The 15,490-nt window shown below is 63.2% G+C and carries 16 protein-coding genes; 11 read left to right on the forward strand and 5 right to left on the reverse strand.

Annotated elements, in window-relative coordinates; translation table 11 throughout:
- Window positions 1-13 precede the first annotated feature (13 nt).
- Complete coding sequence (locus RHIBR816_RS0128895) at window positions 14-718, reverse strand: 4Fe-4S dicluster domain-containing protein (RefSeq protein ID WP_018240068.1); 705 nt, start codon at window positions 716-718, stop codon at window positions 14-16.
- A 107-nt stretch (window positions 719-825) separates the two neighbouring features.
- Window positions 826-2,400 (reverse strand): trimethylamine methyltransferase family protein, encoded by a 1,575-nt coding sequence (locus RHIBR816_RS0128900; protein ID WP_018240069.1) that lies wholly within the window; start codon window positions 2,398-2,400, stop codon window positions 826-828.
- Window positions 2,401-2,920: 520 nt separating this feature from the next.
- Here RHIBR816_RS0128900 and RHIBR816_RS0128905 point away from each other — a divergent pair.
- Window positions 2,921-3,619: a cobalamin-binding protein gene (locus tag RHIBR816_RS0128905; protein ID WP_018240070.1), complete on the forward strand. Its 699-nt coding sequence runs from the start codon at window positions 2,921-2,923 to the stop codon at window positions 3,617-3,619.
- 113 nt (window positions 3,620-3,732) lie between these two features.
- Here the strand turns inward: RHIBR816_RS0128905 and RHIBR816_RS38570 are convergent, their stop codons facing one another.
- Window positions 3,733-3,891 carry an entericidin gene (locus RHIBR816_RS38570; RefSeq protein WP_084811202.1) on the reverse strand — a complete coding sequence of 53 codons (159 nt, stop codon included), beginning with the start codon at window positions 3,889-3,891 and terminating at the stop codon, window positions 3,733-3,735.
- A 39-nt stretch (window positions 3,892-3,930) separates the two neighbouring features.
- Between RHIBR816_RS38570 and RHIBR816_RS0128915 the strand changes: the two genes are divergently transcribed.
- Together RHIBR816_RS0128915 and RHIBR816_RS0128920 are read left to right on the forward strand one after the other, a co-directional pair.
- Window positions 3,931-4,551, forward strand: coding sequence for a DUF1638 domain-containing protein (locus RHIBR816_RS0128915; protein ID WP_018240072.1), 621 nt, complete (start codon window positions 3,931-3,933; stop codon window positions 4,549-4,551).
- 164 nt (window positions 4,552-4,715) lie between these two features.
- Window positions 4,716-5,534 (forward strand): formyl transferase, encoded by an 819-nt coding sequence (locus tag RHIBR816_RS0128920; protein WP_018240073.1) that lies wholly within the window; start codon window positions 4,716-4,718, stop codon window positions 5,532-5,534.
- A gap of 618 nt (window positions 5,535-6,152) precedes the next feature.
- Here RHIBR816_RS0128920 and RHIBR816_RS36550 read toward each other — a convergent pair.
- Window positions 6,153-6,617, reverse strand: a complete 465-nt coding sequence (locus tag RHIBR816_RS36550) for a BA14K family protein (RefSeq protein ID WP_084811203.1) — start codon at window positions 6,615-6,617, stop codon at window positions 6,153-6,155.
- A 323-nt stretch (window positions 6,618-6,940) separates the two neighbouring features.
- Between RHIBR816_RS36550 and RHIBR816_RS0128925 the strand changes: the two genes are divergently transcribed.
- The 6 genes from RHIBR816_RS0128925 (at window position 6,941) to RHIBR816_RS0128950 (ending at window position 12,424) form a co-directional block, all read left to right on the forward strand.
- Window positions 6,941-7,243 (forward strand): virulence factor, encoded by a 303-nt coding sequence (locus RHIBR816_RS0128925; protein ID WP_018240074.1) that lies wholly within the window; start codon window positions 6,941-6,943, stop codon window positions 7,241-7,243.
- Window positions 7,236-7,817 carry a methylenetetrahydrofolate reductase C-terminal domain-containing protein gene (locus RHIBR816_RS0128930; RefSeq protein WP_018240075.1) on the forward strand — a complete coding sequence of 194 codons (582 nt, stop codon included), beginning with the start codon at window positions 7,236-7,238 and terminating at the stop codon, window positions 7,815-7,817. The genes RHIBR816_RS0128925 and RHIBR816_RS0128930 overlap by 8 nt, the downstream gene beginning before the upstream one ends.
- A complete protein-coding gene (locus RHIBR816_RS0128935) occupies window positions 7,814-8,905 on the forward strand; it encodes a methylenetetrahydrofolate reductase (protein WP_018240076.1) in 1,092 nt (363 codons plus the stop codon). The genes RHIBR816_RS0128930 and RHIBR816_RS0128935 overlap by 4 nt, the downstream gene beginning before the upstream one ends.
- A gap of 118 nt (window positions 8,906-9,023) precedes the next feature.
- Window positions 9,024-9,980 (forward strand): methyltetrahydrofolate cobalamin methyltransferase, encoded by a 957-nt coding sequence (locus RHIBR816_RS0128940; protein ID WP_018240077.1) that lies wholly within the window; start codon window positions 9,024-9,026, stop codon window positions 9,978-9,980.
- A gap of 2 nt (window positions 9,981-9,982) precedes the next feature.
- Complete coding sequence (locus tag RHIBR816_RS0128945; protein ID WP_018240078.1) at window positions 9,983-10,306, forward strand: hypothetical protein; 324 nt, start codon at window positions 9,983-9,985, stop codon at window positions 10,304-10,306.
- A 69-nt stretch (window positions 10,307-10,375) separates the two neighbouring features.
- Window positions 10,376-12,424, forward strand: a complete 2,049-nt coding sequence (locus tag RHIBR816_RS0128950) for an ASKHA domain-containing protein (protein ID WP_018240079.1) — start codon at window positions 10,376-10,378, stop codon at window positions 12,422-12,424.
- A 31-nt stretch (window positions 12,425-12,455) separates the two neighbouring features.
- Here RHIBR816_RS0128950 and RHIBR816_RS0128955 read toward each other — a convergent pair whose 3' ends face one another.
- Window positions 12,456-12,935: an Lrp/AsnC family transcriptional regulator gene (locus tag RHIBR816_RS0128955; protein WP_018240080.1), complete on the reverse strand. Its 480-nt coding sequence runs from the start codon at window positions 12,933-12,935 to the stop codon at window positions 12,456-12,458.
- A 102-nt stretch (window positions 12,936-13,037) separates the two neighbouring features.
- Here RHIBR816_RS0128955 and RHIBR816_RS0128960 point away from each other — a divergent pair, with 102 nt between their 5' ends.
- A complete protein-coding gene (locus tag RHIBR816_RS0128960) occupies window positions 13,038-14,252 on the forward strand; it encodes a diaminopropionate ammonia-lyase (RefSeq protein ID WP_018240081.1) in 1,215 nt (404 codons plus the stop codon).
- Window positions 14,249-15,487 (forward strand): Zn-dependent hydrolase, encoded by a 1,239-nt coding sequence (locus tag RHIBR816_RS0128965; RefSeq protein ID WP_018240082.1) that lies wholly within the window; start codon window positions 14,249-14,251, stop codon window positions 15,485-15,487. Before RHIBR816_RS0128960 ends, RHIBR816_RS0128965 begins: the two co-directional genes overlap by 4 nt.
- Window positions 15,488-15,490: the final 3 nt, after the last annotated feature.

Here is a 15,490-nt window from a genome sequence, read left to right on the forward strand (position 1 = left end):
ATTGCGGCCCAGTCTAAAACCTCAGTGCCGCCATATGGAAACGGAGTTGCGCATCCGGGTAGCGATAGTCTCGCCCCACCGGGCAGACATCGCGCGAAAGGCAGCCGTGCGTGAGACAGCCGCCAACCCCCTCCTTTGACCTCAGATGCGTGCGGCAGCGAGCGACATCGAACGCGCGGGCGGCCAAGGCATCAGCCGGACAGGCCGAAATGCACGGTTTTCCCACACACGCATCGCAAGGATGGCCAGTTGAAACTTTGCCCGTCTGCGGCAGTACCCGATCAAAGCCGAGCGCGCCGCGATAGCCGTGCCAGAGACCATATTTGGGGTGGATGAGGATGCCGAGGGGCGATGGCTTCAGGTCCTCCGCGGCCATCGCCCATTGCTGGAAGGGCTGCCAGGGCGGATCAGACGGGAAATAGGCCGTGGCGCCGACCGTTTCGGCGACAGGTCGGATCACGTGCTTCGACCAGTTGTCGAGAGGATCCGCGCCGCCGCTATCCGGCGAGCCTGTACGCCAAAGTTTGAACGGCTCCCAGAGCGAGCCGCCGATATTTCCGATGAGCACGACGCTTGCGGCGGGCTCGCCGCAGCCTAGCCGGGGTGTGTCCTTGCCCGGCACAAAATTCACGGTGCCGCGCAAAAAAAGACCGTGCGGCTCAAGAGCCGCACGGAGCGTTTCGACAAGATCTTCGACTGAAGCAGGGGCAACCGTCATTTCGGCTTCGGCCCCTGGGTTTCGTAATGCGGGCGCCAGACCTCCTTCTGGATCATGTCGGCCACCTGCGCCGCGCCGCCTTGCTCCCTGGCTCGCTCGGGAGCCTTTCAGGTGAAGGCGTCCGGCATCGAGTCCTTGCGCTTGGCGATAAACTCCTTGAGCGCCTCGTCGATCGCCGGATCGAGATAGGGCGCCTCGTAGTGCTCCAGCCAGGAGCGGGCGAGCGCATTGGCACGCTGCTCGATCCGCTTTTCGCCCTCGATTTCCCATTGCTCGAACGAATTGTTGTCGGCGAGCGGCGAACGGTAGAAGGCGGTCTGGAAGTTGGCCTGGGTGTGGGCGCAACCGAGATAGTGGCTGCCGGGGCCGACTTCGCGGATCGCGTCGAGCGCCTGGGCGTTTTCGGAAAGATCGACGCCCTCGGCCATTTTCTGCATCATGCCGAGTTGGTCCTGGTCAATCATGAACTTCTCGTAGGACGAGACAAGTCCGCCTTCGAGCCAGCCGGCCGCATGCAGCACGAAATTGGTGCCGGCCAGCAGCGTCATATTGAGCGTGCTCGACGACTCATGCGCTGCCTGAGCGTCGGGGACCTTGGAGCCGCAGAGCGAACCGCCGGTACGGAACGGCAGGCCGAGACGGCGGGCGAGCTGAGCGGCACCGTAGGAGACGAGCGACGGCTCCGGCGTGCCGAAGGTCGGCGCGCCCGACTGCATCGAGATCGACGCAGCAAAGGTGCCGAAGAGCACCGGCGCGCCCTTGCGGATCAGCTGGGTGAAGGAGGCACCGGCGAGCACTTCGGCGAGAATCTGCGTCAGCGTACCGGCGACCGTCACGGGGCTCATCGCGCCGGACAGAATGAAGGGCGAAAGCACGCAGGCCTGGTTGTGGCGTGCATAAACCTTGAGCGCGCCCACCATCGTCTCGTCGAAGACCATCGGCGAGTTGGCGTTGATGAGATTCAGCGTGACCGTATTGTTTTCGACGAAATCGTCGCCGAAGACGATTTTCGCCATGGCGATCGTGTCTTCCGCACGTTCCGGCGCGGTCACCGAGCCCATGAAGGGTTTGTCGGAATAGCGGATATGGCTGTAGACCATGTCCAGGTGGCGCTTGTTGACCGGGATGTCGACCGGCTCGCAGACCGTGCCGCCCGACGAGTGGACGGACGGCGCCATATAGGCGAGCTTCACGAAATTGCGGAAATCCTCGATTGTCGCATAGCGGCGGTTGCCGTCGAGGTCGCGCACGAAGGGCGGGCCATAGACCGGCGCGAAAACGGTGGCCTTGCCGCCGATCTGAACGTTGCGCTCCGGGTTGCGCGCATGCCAGGTGAACTCCTTCGGCGCCGTCTTCAGGAGCTCGCGGCAGAGCCCCTTCGGGAAATGAACGCGCTGGCCGCGCACGTCGGCGCCAGCCGCCTTCCAGAGCTCCAGTGCTTCGGCATCGTCACGAAATTCGATGCCGATCTCCTCGAGAATGAGGTCGGCATTGCGCTCGATAAGCTGTAGGCCCTCCTCGTCAAGCACCTCATATTCGCGAATTTTGCGCTGGATATAGGGCAGAGACGGTCCCGGACCGCCGCCGGTGCGGGATGCGCGCCGCGCTGCCGCTCCTCGTCCCTCGCCACGCGCACGGCGTCCGCCGCCTTCGACCGCACCTTGATCTGTAACGTCGCTCATTCGTTCATTCCTCTCCCGCCGCGCCCTCGCAAGAGGGACGCTGCAACATTCGGTAGGTGGGCGCATAATCCTTTCCGCCGGTCGAATCCAGTGGCGGCACCATGCGCCCGGCATGGATTTGGCCTAATGCTACCAAGCCGCCGGAGCCGTACGGGTCTCAATGCGCCAACAGGTGGCGCAACTTAGACACTCGCCCCCTCCAGGAGGAAAGGTTATTGGAGAGGCGCAAGTTCACGGGAGGGTTGGGCGCAATTTCTCCAGCGGGTCGGCCAAGCGCGCTCACTAAGGCGTTGAACTGTTGCAGAATTTTACAGCAGGGCGAATTCCCGGTCGGCGAATTATGCGGTAGGACTGGGAGGCGGCAGCATTCGAAGCGGGTCGTGGTCGCTTTTCATCATATGCGACGTCGCTTTCGAAAAGAGATTTTTAGGCGCCACCCGCTAAGGATGGGGCAACGCGTCAGGAGTGTGCCCCGCCACCCCGCGCGAAATGACCGTGCCAGGAACCGAGGAACCCTACTATGGCAGATGATGAAATCATTCTCGCAGACCTTTCCGACGAGGAACTCGTGCAGCAGATGCATGACGACCTCTACGACGGTCTCAAGGAGGAAATCGAGGATGGTACGCGCATCCTCCTCGAGCGCGGCTGGACGCCCTACGACATCCTGACCCAGGCGCTCGTCGAAGGCATGCGCATCGTCGGCATCGACTTCCGCGATGGCATTCTCTTCGTGCCGGAGGTGTTGCTCTCGGCCAATGCGATGAAGGCCGGCATGACGATCCTGCGGCCGCTGCTCGCCGAAACCGGCGCGCCGAAGCTCGGCAAGATGGTGATCGGCACCGTCAAGGGCGACATCCACGACATCGGCAAGAATCTCGTCGGCATGATGATGGAAGGCGCCGGCTTCGATGTCGTCGACCTCGGCATCAACAATCCGGTCGAAAACTATCTGGAAGCTATCGAGCGCGAGCAGCCGGACATCCTCGGCATGTCGGCGCTGCTGACCACGACCATGCCCTACATGAAGGTCGTCATCGACACGATGAAGGAAAAAGGCCTGCGCGACGATTACGTCGTCCTCGTCGGTGGTGCACCGCTCAACGAGGAATTCGGCAAGGCTGTCGGGGCCGACGCCTATTGCCGCGATGCCGCCGTTGCCGTCGAAACCGCCAAGGACTTCATGAAGCGCAAGCACAACCTGCTTGCCGCTGGCTGATCCTGGCGGATCGTTCAAGAGGAACAAAGCCGGCTGCACCCGTGAAAACGGCAGCCGGCTTTCTTATTTAGGGTGAAAGGAAGGGCGCACATGTGGCGCCCGGCCTTTCATCGTCAGTTTGCGGCATGGGCGACCCGGCGCCCGGCTGACTCTGTCGCGTTGACCGTATTCGCAGTATCCTGTCCTATGCCGCGGATTGTGTTGGCGCAGGAACTCAGGGTTGCGAGCACTATCAAGGCCGCGCCGATCGTCGCGATGGATTTTGTTGTCATGACCGTGATTCCTTTGTGTTGATGCAGGGCGGACTAAAGATGGAAAACGCACCGTCGGCAAGAGAACGTACACAACCAAAGAAAGTTCACGTCATCGGCTGCGGTGCCATCGCGCGCGAAATTCTTGCCGTTTGCGAGGCCAACAAGCTCCAGCACATCGAACTGACCTGTCTGCCCGCCATCTGGCACAATACGCCGGAAAAGATCGTGCCCGGCCTGCGCGAGGCGATTGCCCGCGCACGCGCCGACGGCTTCGAGCGCATCTTCATCGCCTATGCCGATTGTGGCACCGGCGGGCTGATCGACCGGCTTTGCAAAGAGGAAGGCGTCGAGCGGATACCCGGCCCGCATTGCTATTCCTTCTTTGCCGGCAATGCGGATTTCGCCGCGCGCTGGGACAACGACCTCACGGCCTTCTTCCTCACCGATTTCCTCGCGCGCCAGTTCGAAGCCTTCGTCATCGAGCCGCTCGGCCTCGACCGCCACCCGGAACTGCGCGACATGTATTTTGGCCACTACCGCAAGCTCGTCTATCTCTCGCAGGTGGAAGACGAGGCGCTGCAAGAGAAGGCCCGGGGCGCCGCAGCTTATCTCGGTCTCGCCTATGAGTACCGATTTACCGGTTACGGCGATCTCAGCCGGTCGCTTATCGAGGCGTAAGCGCGCCGCCCGTATGACACACCCTCGCCGCCATTCCCTTAAGAGGACGGTAAGGCCGTCTTGGCATATTGCCTCCCGGACAATCGAGACTTCGTCGGCATTTTGAGCAGGTGCGCAGACCGCCACGATACGATTAGCGAACCGTTACGGGATCCAAGACAGAGATGGACGTCCTCTGCCAGACAACCGAGGGGCAGCTGGCCTCCGCAAAATCGGCCGCGGGCGGACGCATCGTCGTCGTCACCGCCGGCGGCGAAAATCCGAACATCCTTATCAATGCGCTTGCCTCGCATTTCGACGATATAGCAGTCCTGCAGGAACAGCCGGAATCCAAAGTGCTCTTCGTGCGGCGGCGCGCCCGAAAGCTGGGCTGGGGCACGGCCCTGGGCCAACTCGCGACGATGATCGCCTCGCGTTTCGGCAAGCGCTTCACGCGCCGGCGGGCAGCCGAGATCCTGCGCTCATACAGTGCATCCGTTGTGACGAACCCCTCGGTCCCGGTGCACCACATTGTCTCGATCAACGATGCCGAAGGGCGCGCGCGGCTGGCGGCGCTTCAGCCCGCCGTCGTCTTCCTGATCAGCTGCCGCATGCTGAGGCCGGAAACGCTGGCCGCGATCCCCTGCCCGGTCCTGAATTTCCATGCCGGCATCAACCCGCAATATCGCGGCCTGATGGGCGGCTACTGGGCGCTCCTCAGCAATGATCCGGAGAATTTCGGCGCGACCGTCCATCTCGTCGACGAAGGCGTCGATACCGGCGGCACTCTCTACCAGTCGCGGCAGATACCGAGCCGCGCCGATACGATGCACACCTACCCCCTGCTCCAGACCGCCGCCTCGACAGCGATAGCGATCCAGGCGGTCGGGGACGCACTCTCCGGAATGCTCCGACCGCTCGACATCGATGCACCTTCCCGGCAATGGTATCACCCGCCTGTCTGGACCTGGCTCTGGAATGGCATACGACGCGGCATCTGGTAGGCCGGGAAAGAGAAACCCGATACAGCAGGAGCGCTCGTCGCAATCGACCGGACCCGCCGACTGCAGCTTAGCGCTTCGACAAGCGCTCCACCTACTGGGCAGCGCCTAGGACGCGTTTGGTCGCGCTGTCCACAGCATGCCCCGTCTGCGTGCTATCCTGTCGGAATCCCCGTGCGGTATTTGCGCAGGATGAAAGTGCGAGAAGCGCAAGGCACAACATTGCGATCGCGGCCTTTGACATCGTCAGCTCCGTATAGTCCGGCAACCATACGGAAATGATGCATGTTCCAGGGAAATCAAGCGGTGCGGTTGTCTCTGATTGGCATCCGGCGGAATATTAGCGAGGCGTCATTTGTCCAATCCGTGATTGGAGAACAGTGATGATCCGCAAACCATCGATAGTCGCGGCCGCGATTGCCCTCCTAACTCTCGCGGGATGCATGAGCACCCAGACCAGCCAAAGGAATACGGCCCCTCCTCCACCGAGCGCATCCAGCGGTTCCGGCGGCGGTAGCATGGGCGGCAGCAGCCCGGGCGGCGGAAGTTCCGGCTATTGAAGAGGGCCGCCGAGGGTTTGCTCGGCCGCCGCCTGCCTCAGACGAGCGAGTCGCCGGGCTCTCAATAATAGGGCGAATAGCACTGCTGGCGCGGGGCGCCATAGGGCTGGTAGGAGTTGTCCCACGCACGGTACGAGCGGTATTGATCGTAGCACCAGCTGACATGGCGCTGCGGCAACTGAGATTCGGCATAGCGGGGCTCGACGTAACGCGGCGGAGCGGCGATAGCGTTGCCGATGATGACTCCCGCTCCGAAGGCGGCTAGCGGATACCACCAGCCGTCGCTGTGCCGGCGATATCCTTCCCGACGATAGCGGTAACCACGATATCCATTGTGATAAGTGTAGCGAGCGCCTTCTACTTCACGCCTGGCGCGACGGGGACCACCGTGATGCCACGGTTTGTGGTGAACCAGTTCCACGTTCGAACCGGACTGCGGCGCTGAGGGAACTGGCATGGCCTGCGCAGGCGCATAGCTCGTAAACGCCGTTGCAGCCGCAAGGAATAGGATGCCAATCTTCTTCATCTCAAACCCGATCTGTTGCTATGGTGCATATTTGCCGGGTGTGACGTGAATGGCAGATGAATGTCCACAATCTAATATTCCAAATCAGTCATAGATGCAGCTTCCCCGATCCGATACCCGCGCAATGTCACCAGGCAAATCAGACCTTTTCCAGGGCGCGTTTCGGCGCGTCGCATGTCAAACACGGCCGCCAGGATGGTCGTGACGCATTTCCCTCGTATACGAACCGTGGAGCGTCGTTTTTGGACATATCCGACGTCGTGGCAAGGTGAGCCACGGCGCATGGACATGCGCATTGTCGGCACTTGAGGAGAAGGAATCCCATGGCAGACCGCATCATCGTCTACTGGCGCGATATCCCCGCCCAGGTCATCATCAAACAGGGCCGCAAGAGCGCCAAGCGCGAGCTTTCGCTGCGCTTCACCGAGGCGATAGACATGTGCGCCATGCGCACCGGCGCCGCCGAAACCGACGACTATCTTGCCGAATGGCGCAAAGCCGATCCTGTCCCTGTTTCCGACGATCTCGAGACAGAAGCAGACAGGGCAGCGGCCGATCTGGAGGCTGCTTACGACAAGGAGCGGCTCGTTGCCCTCGTCAAGGCCGGAGGACGGGAAAATGCCTGACCCAAAGGTTGTCACCGGCAACGCCCAGCCCGCAAAGAAGGCGGCGAGCGGCGCCTATACGCCAACGAACGTGTCGCCGAGCCGCCGTTCGCGCCACAAATATACGGTCCGGCTCTGGGCGGTGCGCAATTCGCGCTTTCTCGAGTGGTTCTACAATCGCTTCGCCGACATGTTCCTGATGCTCCATCCGCTGTGGAACGCCATTGGCTATGGCCGCGTCGAGCGGCCGGTGACCTTCGTCGAACGCCACGTCAAGGGCTTCCTCTTCGACTGTCGCATGTGCGGCCAGTGCGCTCTGTCCTCGACCGGCATGTCCTGCCCGATGAACTGTCCGAAGCAGCTGAGGAACGGGCCTTGCGGCGGCGTGCGCGCCAACGGCAATTGTGAAGTGGAGCCGGACATGCCCTGCGTCTGGGTACAGGCTTGGAAGGGCTCGCAGAACATGGTGAAGGGTGACGCGATCTTGAATGTGCAAAAGCCGGTCAACCAGTCGCTGCGCGAAACCTCGTCCTGGTTGCGGGTGACGGCAGAGGCCGCGGCGAGCGCAGAGGCGAAGAAGGAAAGCCAGCGATGAGCCCGGACGTCAACCCTTTCGACCCCAGCGCGCCGCTCGATCCCCTGCCCGGCCATTCCTCGCGCGGCCGATTGGAACGGGTGCTGCGCCGCGGTGAATTCGCCGTCACGGCCGAACTCAATCCACCGGATAGCGCCAACCCCGAAGACGTTTACGAACGGGCCGCGATCTTCGACGGCTGGGTCGACGGCATCAACGCCGTCGACGCCTCGGGCGCCAACTGCCACATGTCGTCCGTCGGCATCTGCGCGCTGCTGACGCGCATGGGCTATGCGCCGATCATGCAGATCGCCTGCCGCGACAAGAACCGCATTGCCATCCAGGGCGACGTGCTCGGCGCCTCGGCCATGGGCGTGCAGAACATCATGTGCCTGACTGGCGACGGCGTTCAGGCCGGCGACCAACCGGGCGCCAAGCCTGTGTTCGACCTCGATTGCATGTCGCTGCTCGAAACCGTCAGGATCATGCGCGACAACTCGAAATTCCTCTCGGGCCGCAAGCTGACGACGCCGCCGCAGGTCTTTCTCGGTGCGGCCATCAACCCCTTCGCACCGCCCTACGATTTCCGGCCCTACCGGCTGGCGAAAAAGATCGAAGCGGGCGCCCAGTTCGTCCAGAGCCAGTACTGTTTCGACGTGCCGATGTTCCGCGAATACATGAAGAAGGTGCGCGACCTCGGCCTGCACGAGAAATGCTTCATTCTCGTCGGCGTCGGGCCGATGGCCTCCGCCAAGACGGCGCGCTGGATCCGCTCCAACGTGCCGGGCATCCATATTCCCGATACGATCATCACGCGCCTCGAAGGCGCACAGGACCAGAAGAAGGAAGGCAAGCAACTCTGCATCGACATCATCAATGAGGTGAAGGAGATCGAGGGCGTTTCCGGCGTTCACGTCATGGCCTACCGCCAGGAGGAGTATGTCGCGGAGATCGTCCACGAGTCCGGCGTCTTGAAGGGTCGCAAGCCATGGAAGCACGAAGCGACACCGACGGAAACGCTCGTCGCCGAACGGCTCGGGCATCTTCGTGAAGGCATCGAGGAAAACCAGCAGCAGATGGCGGAGGCCGCCGCACACCATCCACAATGAGACAAAGTCGCTGCTCGCGGCTTAGCAGAGGAAAATCGGCGCTTCGGCTCGTCCCGCGTCTTACAAACACGAAACGGGCCTATTACATAGCCCACGCTCCAGGATCAGAGGATCTTATATGACCCGCACCATCGTCGCTTCCGCAACCCGCGAGATCGTCATCGGCTTCGACCAGCCCTTCTGCGTCATCGGCGAACGCATCAACCCCACCGGTCGCAAGAAGCTTGCCGCCGAAATGATCGAAGGCAATTTCGAGACGGTCATCAAGGATGCGCTGGAGCAGGTCGCGGCCGGCGCGACGATGCTGGACGTCAATGCGGGTGTGACAGCTGTCAACCCGAACGAGACCGAACCGCCGCTGCTCGTCAAGACGCTGGAGATCGTCCAGGGCCTCGTCGACGTGCCGCTGTCGATCGACAGCTCGGTAACGGCGGCGATCGAAGCCGGCCTGCGCGTTGCCAAGGGCCGTCCGCTCGTCAACTCGGTCACCGGCGAAGAGGAAAAGCTGGAAGCGATCCTGCCGCTCGTGAAGAAATACGATGTTCCGGTCGTCGCGATCTCCAACGACGAAACCGGCATTTCCATGGATCCGGACGTCCGCTTCGCTGTCGCAAAGAAGATCGTCGAGCGCGCCATGGATCACGGCATCAAGCCGCACGACATCGTCGTCGATCCGCTGGTGATGCCGATCGGCGCCCTGGGCGATGCTGGCCGGCAGGTCTTCGCGCTGCTGCGGCGCCTGCGTGAGGAACTGAAGGTCAACACCACCTGCGGCCTTTCCAACATCTCCTTCGGCCTGCCGCACCGTCACGGCATCAACGCCGGCTTCATCCCGATGGTGATCGGGGCCGGCATGACCTCGGCGATCATGAACCCCTGCCGTCCGCAGGAAATGGAAGCCGTTCGCGCGGCAAACGTCTTGAACGGCACCGATGCGAACTGCACCAACTGGATCATGACCTATCGCGACCACAAGCCGGCCGAAGGCGGCCATGCGGTCGCCGCTGCGGCACCGGCTGCCGGCGGCGGACGCCGTGGCGGACGTGCGGCCCGCGCCGGCGCAAGGGCGGAATAGCCATGGCCAAGCGCCATTCGATTGCCCGGGATCTGGCGGCGCTCTGGTTTCAGGCGCCGATGGTCATTGCCGCCCGCAGCCAGGCAATGACACTCGCCGCCATGACCGGATCGGCCACCGACTTTGCCGAGGCAAGCCGAATGGTGACGGAGAAGATGGCTGCGGCCGCCGAAAGCGCTGTCGCGGTCAATATCGCAATGGTGAAGGAAGGCATGGGGGTGACTGTCGGCAAAAGCGTTTCCGGCGGTCACACCCGCGTGACGGCCGCCGCCCTGCGCCCCTATGCCAAGCGCGTACGGGCGAACGCTCGCCGGCTCGCGAAATAAACGGCAGCACGCGTCCGTCCGGACGCGGAACGGTCGCCGGACACTCTGGATTGCTGGCAGGACAGGAAGATGTTGAACGTGCCCCCGAAGGACAACAAGACCGATCCGCTGGTGCTGTTCATGCCCTCGGGCAAGCGCGGCCGTTTTCCGGTCGGCACACCGATCCTCGACGCCGCGCGTTCGCTCGGGGTTTATGTCGAGAGCGTCTGCGGCGGACGCGCGACCTGCGGGCGCTGCCAGATTGCGGTGCAGGAAGGCAATTTCGCCAAGCACAAGATCGTTTCCTCGAACGAGCATATTTCGCCGGTTGGACCGAAGGAGCAGCGCTATGCGAGCGTGCGCGAGCTGCCCGATGGCCGCCGCCTGTCTTGCTCGGCCCAGATCCTTGGCGACCTCGTCATCGACGTGCCGCAGGATACCGTCATCAATGCGCAGGTGGTTCGCAAGGCTGCGACCAACCGCGTGATCGAGCGCAATGCCGCCGTCCAGCTTTGCTATGTCGAAGTGGAGGAGCCGGACATGCACAAGCCGCTCGGCGACCTCGACCGGCTGAAGGCGGTTCTGGAGAAGGACTGGGGATGGAAGGATCTCCTGATCGCGGCGCACCTGATTCCGCAGATTCAAGGCGTCCTGCGCAAGGGTAATTGGGCGGTTACCGCCGCCATCCACCGCGACATGGACTCCTCCCGCCCCTTCATCGTCGGCCTCTGGCCGGGGCTGAAGAACGAAGCCTACGGTATTGCCTGCGATATCGGCTCGACGACGATCGCAATGCACTTGGTATCGCTACTCTCCGGCCGCATCGTTGCCTCCTCGGGCGCATCCAATCCGCAGATTCGGTTCGGCGAAGATCTGATGAGCCGGGTTTCATACGTGATGATGAACCCGGACGGCCGCGAGGCGATGACCAAGGCGGTGCGCGAAGCCGTCAACGGGCTGATCGGCAAGGTCTGCGCCGAGGGCGAGGTCGACCGCCACGACATCCTGGACATGGTGGTCGTCGGCAACCCGATCATGCACCACCTGTTCCTCGGCATAGACCCGACCGAACTCGGCCAGGCGCCCTTCGCACTCGCGATTTCCGGAGCACTGCAATACTGGGCGCATGAAATCGACATCAAGGTCAATCGCGGGGCAAGGCTCTATATGCTGCCCTGCATTGCTGGCCATGTCGGCGCGGACGCCGCCGGCGCGACGCTGTCGGAAGGCCCGCACCGGCAAGACAAGATGATGCTGCTCGTCGATGTCGGCACCAATGCCGAAATCGTCCTCGGCAACAAGGAGCGCGTCGTCGCCGCCTCTTCCCCGACCGGTCCGGCCTTCGAGGGCGCGGAAATCTCCTCCGGCCAGCGCGCCGCTCCGGGCGCGATCGAGCGCGTCCGCATCGATCCCGAAACGCTCGAGCCGCGCTTCCGAGTCATCGGCGTCGACAAGTGGTCGGACGAAGACGGATTTGCCGAGGATGCCGCGGCGGTCGGCGTCACCGGGATCTGCGGCTCGGCGATCATCGAGGTCGTCGCGGAGATGTATTTGACCGGCATCATCTCGCAGGACGGCGTCGTCGACGGCACGATGGCGGCGAAAAGTCCGCGCATCATTCCGAACGGCCGCACCTTCTCCTACTTGCTGCACGACGGCGAACCGCGGATCACGGTGACGCAGAACGACGTCCGCGCGATCCAGCTCGCCAAGGCGGCCCTCTATGCCGGCATCAAGCTGCTCCTGGAAAAGCAGGGGGTCGACCATGTCGACACCATCCGCTTCGCCGGTGCCTTCGGCTCGTTCATCGATCCGAAATACGCCATGGTGCTCGGCCTCATCCCCGATTGCGACCTCGCCGAGGTGAAGGCGGTGGGCAATGCCGCCGGTACCGGCGCACTAATGGCTCTCCTCAATCGCGGCCACCGCCGCGAGATCGAGGAAACGGTCAGGAAAATCGAGAAGATAGAGACGGCTCTTGAATCGAAATTTCAGGAGCACTTCGTCAACGCCATGGCGATGCCGAACAAGGTCGATGCCTTCCCGAAGCTCGCCGAGGTGGTCACGCTGCCCGAGCGCAAGGCGCTCGCGGATGATGGAGAAGGCGGCGGGCGTAGACGGCGACGCAGCCGGGAATAGTCCCGATCACGATAGGCGCCGGCTTTGAATCTCAGAGCGGCACCGTCAGCCGCACCTTCACCCGGTCCATCGCAACAAAAGTGCGGAACTTCTTGACATTGTTGTTGCCGAAGAACAGCCGCCGCGTCAGCGCCTCGTAGTCGGCCATGGTGGCAACGACGATGACAAGGATGAAATCCGCCTCGCCGGTGACGTAGTAGCATTGCTGCACTTCCGGCGTCGCCGAAAACTCGGCCTTGGCGGCATCGATCAGATCCGCCGTCTCGCTGATCACCTCGACCTCGACGAAGATGGTGATCGGTTGGCCGACTTTTGCCGGATCGACGATCGCGCAATTCGCCTGGATCACCCCCGCCTCCTCCATGCGCTTTATGCGGCGCTGCACGGCGGGCGCGGAGAGATTGACTGCCTCCCCGATGGTACGCTGCGGCGTGGCATTGTCCCGCTGTAGGATCTTCAGGATCGCAAGGTCGAAGGAGTCGAGATTGATTTCGGGGTTGGTCTTCGCCAAGGACACTCCTTACGAAACAAACTTGCATTTGGCTTGCCAGAATACAGCGTAATTTTCGCCCGACATGCAATATATATTCGCCGTCTCAACGTGAGGACGGCCATGTTTCTGCTCAATTCCCATCCCGACTACAACCGCCCGCTCGACATCGTCGATGCCGAGACGCTTGGCGAAAGCGCAGCGAAGACGGTCGAGCGCTTTCTCGTCCATCGCGGCAACCATGTGGAGACGCCGCTGCATGCATTGCCGGCGCTGGCCGAAGGCCTCGGCCTCGGCGCCATCCATATCAAGGACGAGGGTCATCGCCTCGGACTAGGCAGCTTCAAGGCGCTTGGCGGCGCCTATGCGGTCATGCGGCTGGTGCTGGAGGAAGCGGAGCGCCACCTCGGCCGACCGGTCGACGTCGCGGAGCTGCAATCGAGGGCCGTCAGGGACGTCGCGGCCGGAATGACCTTTGCCTGTGCAACCGATGGTAATCACGGCCGCTCCGTGGCGCAAGGGGCCGAGCTTGTTGGCGCCCGGGCCGTGATCTTCGTCCATGGCGGCGTCAGCGCGGCGCGGGTCGCGGCAATCGCCCGCTTCGGCGCCGAAATCATCCGGGTCGACGGGACCTATGACGATACGGTCGCCGAGGCGGCGCGGGTCGCGACCGAGAAAGACTGGACGATCGTCTCCGATACGTCCTGGCCCGGCTATGAGCGCATCCCAGGCCTGGTGATGCAAGGCTATACGGCGATGGTGCGAGAGGCGCTGCGCCGCCTTCCCGAACCGCCGACGCATGTCTTCGTGCAGGCGGGCGTCGGCGGCGTCGCCGCTGCCGTCAGCGGCTATCTTGCGCTTGCATTTGGCGACAGGCGGCCGACCTTCACCGTCGTCGATCCGATGCGCGCGGCCTGCATCTTCGAGACCGCTCGGGCCGGCCGGCCGGTGAAGGTTCCCCATGGCGAGCCGACGGTCATGGCGATGCTCGAATGCTACGATCCGTCGCTTGTCGCCTGGCGGGTCCTCAAGCATATGGCCGATGTCTTCATGACCGTCGACGAGGAGGACGCCATTGCGGCGATGAACCGCCTGGCACGCCCCTTAGGCCAGGATCCGGCAGTCGTCGCCGGTGAAAGCGGCGGCGCGGGGCTGGCCGGCCTGATCAAGGCCGCATCCACCCCCGACATCAGGGCGGCGCTCGGTCTCGACAAGGACGCACGCGTCCTTCTCTTCAACACCGAAGGCGCGACCGATCCGGAGCGCTACGCCGAACTGGTCGGCATGACGCCGGCGGAGGTCACCAATGACCGTCGGGCACGAGGAGCAACAGCATGAGCATCCTTTCAGTCAATGGAGAACGCCTGCTCAACCGCATCCGTGCCCTCGGCGAAACCGGCCGTGACAGCGATGGCCGGCTGTCCCGGATCGCGGCCTCGGACGCGGACAAAGTCGGGCGGGATCGGCTCGTCGATTGGTTCCGCGACGCGAACCTCGAGATCGTCGTCGACCGGATCGGCAACATCTTCGGCGTCTGGCGGGACGCCGGCAATATCGAGAAGGCGCCCGTGCTGATCGGCTCGCATATCGACACGGTCATCGATGCCGGCATTTACGACGGATGCTACGGGGTGCTTTCCGGCCTCGAGGCAATCCAGACCTTGAGGGAAGCGGGCATCACGCCCGCTCGCCCGATCGCCGTTGCCGCCTTCACCAATGAGGAAGGCGTGCGCTATGCGCCCGACATGATGGGATCGCTGGTCTATGCCGGCGGGCTTTCGGTCGAACAAGCGCTTGCGACAATCGGCACGGACGGCAGCGTGCTGGGCGAGGAATTGCATCGCATCGGCTACGCCGGCACCCACGAACCGGGCTTTTCCAGACCCCACGCCTATGTCGAACTCCATGTCGAACAGGGGCCGGTACTGGAACGCAACCGCATACCGATCGGCGCCGTCGAGAACCTGCAGGGCATCTCCTGGCAGCGGGTGACGATTGACGGCGTCGCCAACCATGCCGGCACGACGCCGATGTCGATGCGGCATGATGCCGGGCATGCGGCCGCCCGCGTCATCACGTTCTTGCGGGATCGCGCAACGGCGTCCAATACGCCGACCGTCGCCACGGTGGGCTGTATCGCCTTTGAGCCGAACGCGATCAACGTCATCCCGTCGCGCGCCAGCTTCACCGTCGATCTGCGCGATCCCGATGCGGAACGGCTCCGGGCTGAGGAAGCGGCGCTCGAAGGCTATCTGCAAGACCTGGCCGCGGCCGAGGGCGTGACGATTTCGACCGGGCGCCTCGCACGATTCGAGCCGGTGACCTTCGACACGGGGATCGTCCAAGCCATCGAGCAGGCGGCTGCCGGGCGCGGCCTCGCCTCGCGACGCATGACCTCCGGTGCCGGCCACGACGCGCAGATGATCGCAAGAATCGCGCCGGCCGCGATGATCTTCGTGCCGAGCGTCGGCGGCATCAGTCACAACCCGCTCGAGTTTACCGCGGGCGCCGACCTTGTCGCCGGGGCCAATGTCCTCCTGGACGTCATCCAAGCGCTAGCCGCCGCAGACTGAAGG

The sequence above is a fragment of the Ensifer sp. BR816 genome, from assembly GCF_000378985.1.
In the GTDB taxonomy this organism is placed as follows: Bacteria; Pseudomonadota; Alphaproteobacteria; order Rhizobiales; family Rhizobiaceae; genus Sinorhizobium.

Coding starts and splice junctions, on each gene's coding strand:
- RHIBR816_RS0128895 (WP_018240068.1), bottom strand. CDS start 718: ATGACGGTTGCCCCTGCTTCAGTCGAAGATCTTGTCGAAACGCTCCGT.
- RHIBR816_RS0128900 (WP_018240069.1), bottom strand. CDS start 2,400: ATGAGCGACGTTACAGATCAAGGTGCGGTCGAAGGCGGCGGACGCCGT.
- RHIBR816_RS0128905 (WP_018240070.1), top strand. CDS start 2,921: ATGGCAGATGATGAAATCATTCTCGCAGACCTTTCCGACGAGGAACTC.
- RHIBR816_RS38570 (WP_084811202.1), bottom strand. CDS start 3,891: ATGACAACAAAATCCATCGCGACGATCGGCGCGGCCTTGATAGTGCTC.
- RHIBR816_RS0128915 (WP_018240072.1), top strand. CDS start 3,931: ATGGAAAACGCACCGTCGGCAAGAGAACGTACACAACCAAAGAAAGTT.
- RHIBR816_RS0128920 (WP_018240073.1), top strand. CDS start 4,716: ATGGACGTCCTCTGCCAGACAACCGAGGGGCAGCTGGCCTCCGCAAAA.
- RHIBR816_RS36550 (WP_084811203.1), bottom strand. CDS start 6,617: ATGAAGAAGATTGGCATCCTATTCCTTGCGGCTGCAACGGCGTTTACG.
- RHIBR816_RS0128925 (WP_018240074.1), top strand. CDS start 6,941: ATGGCAGACCGCATCATCGTCTACTGGCGCGATATCCCCGCCCAGGTC.
- RHIBR816_RS0128930 (WP_018240075.1), top strand. CDS start 7,236: ATGCCTGACCCAAAGGTTGTCACCGGCAACGCCCAGCCCGCAAAGAAG.
- RHIBR816_RS0128935 (WP_018240076.1), top strand. CDS start 7,814: ATGAGCCCGGACGTCAACCCTTTCGACCCCAGCGCGCCGCTCGATCCC.
- RHIBR816_RS0128940 (WP_018240077.1), top strand. CDS start 9,024: ATGACCCGCACCATCGTCGCTTCCGCAACCCGCGAGATCGTCATCGGC.
- RHIBR816_RS0128945 (WP_018240078.1), top strand. CDS start 9,983: ATGGCCAAGCGCCATTCGATTGCCCGGGATCTGGCGGCGCTCTGGTTT.
- RHIBR816_RS0128950 (WP_018240079.1), top strand. CDS start 10,376: ATGTTGAACGTGCCCCCGAAGGACAACAAGACCGATCCGCTGGTGCTG.
- RHIBR816_RS0128960 (WP_018240081.1), top strand. CDS start 13,038: ATGTTTCTGCTCAATTCCCATCCCGACTACAACCGCCCGCTCGACATC.
- RHIBR816_RS0128965 (WP_018240082.1), top strand. CDS start 14,249: ATGAGCATCCTTTCAGTCAATGGAGAACGCCTGCTCAACCGCATCCGT.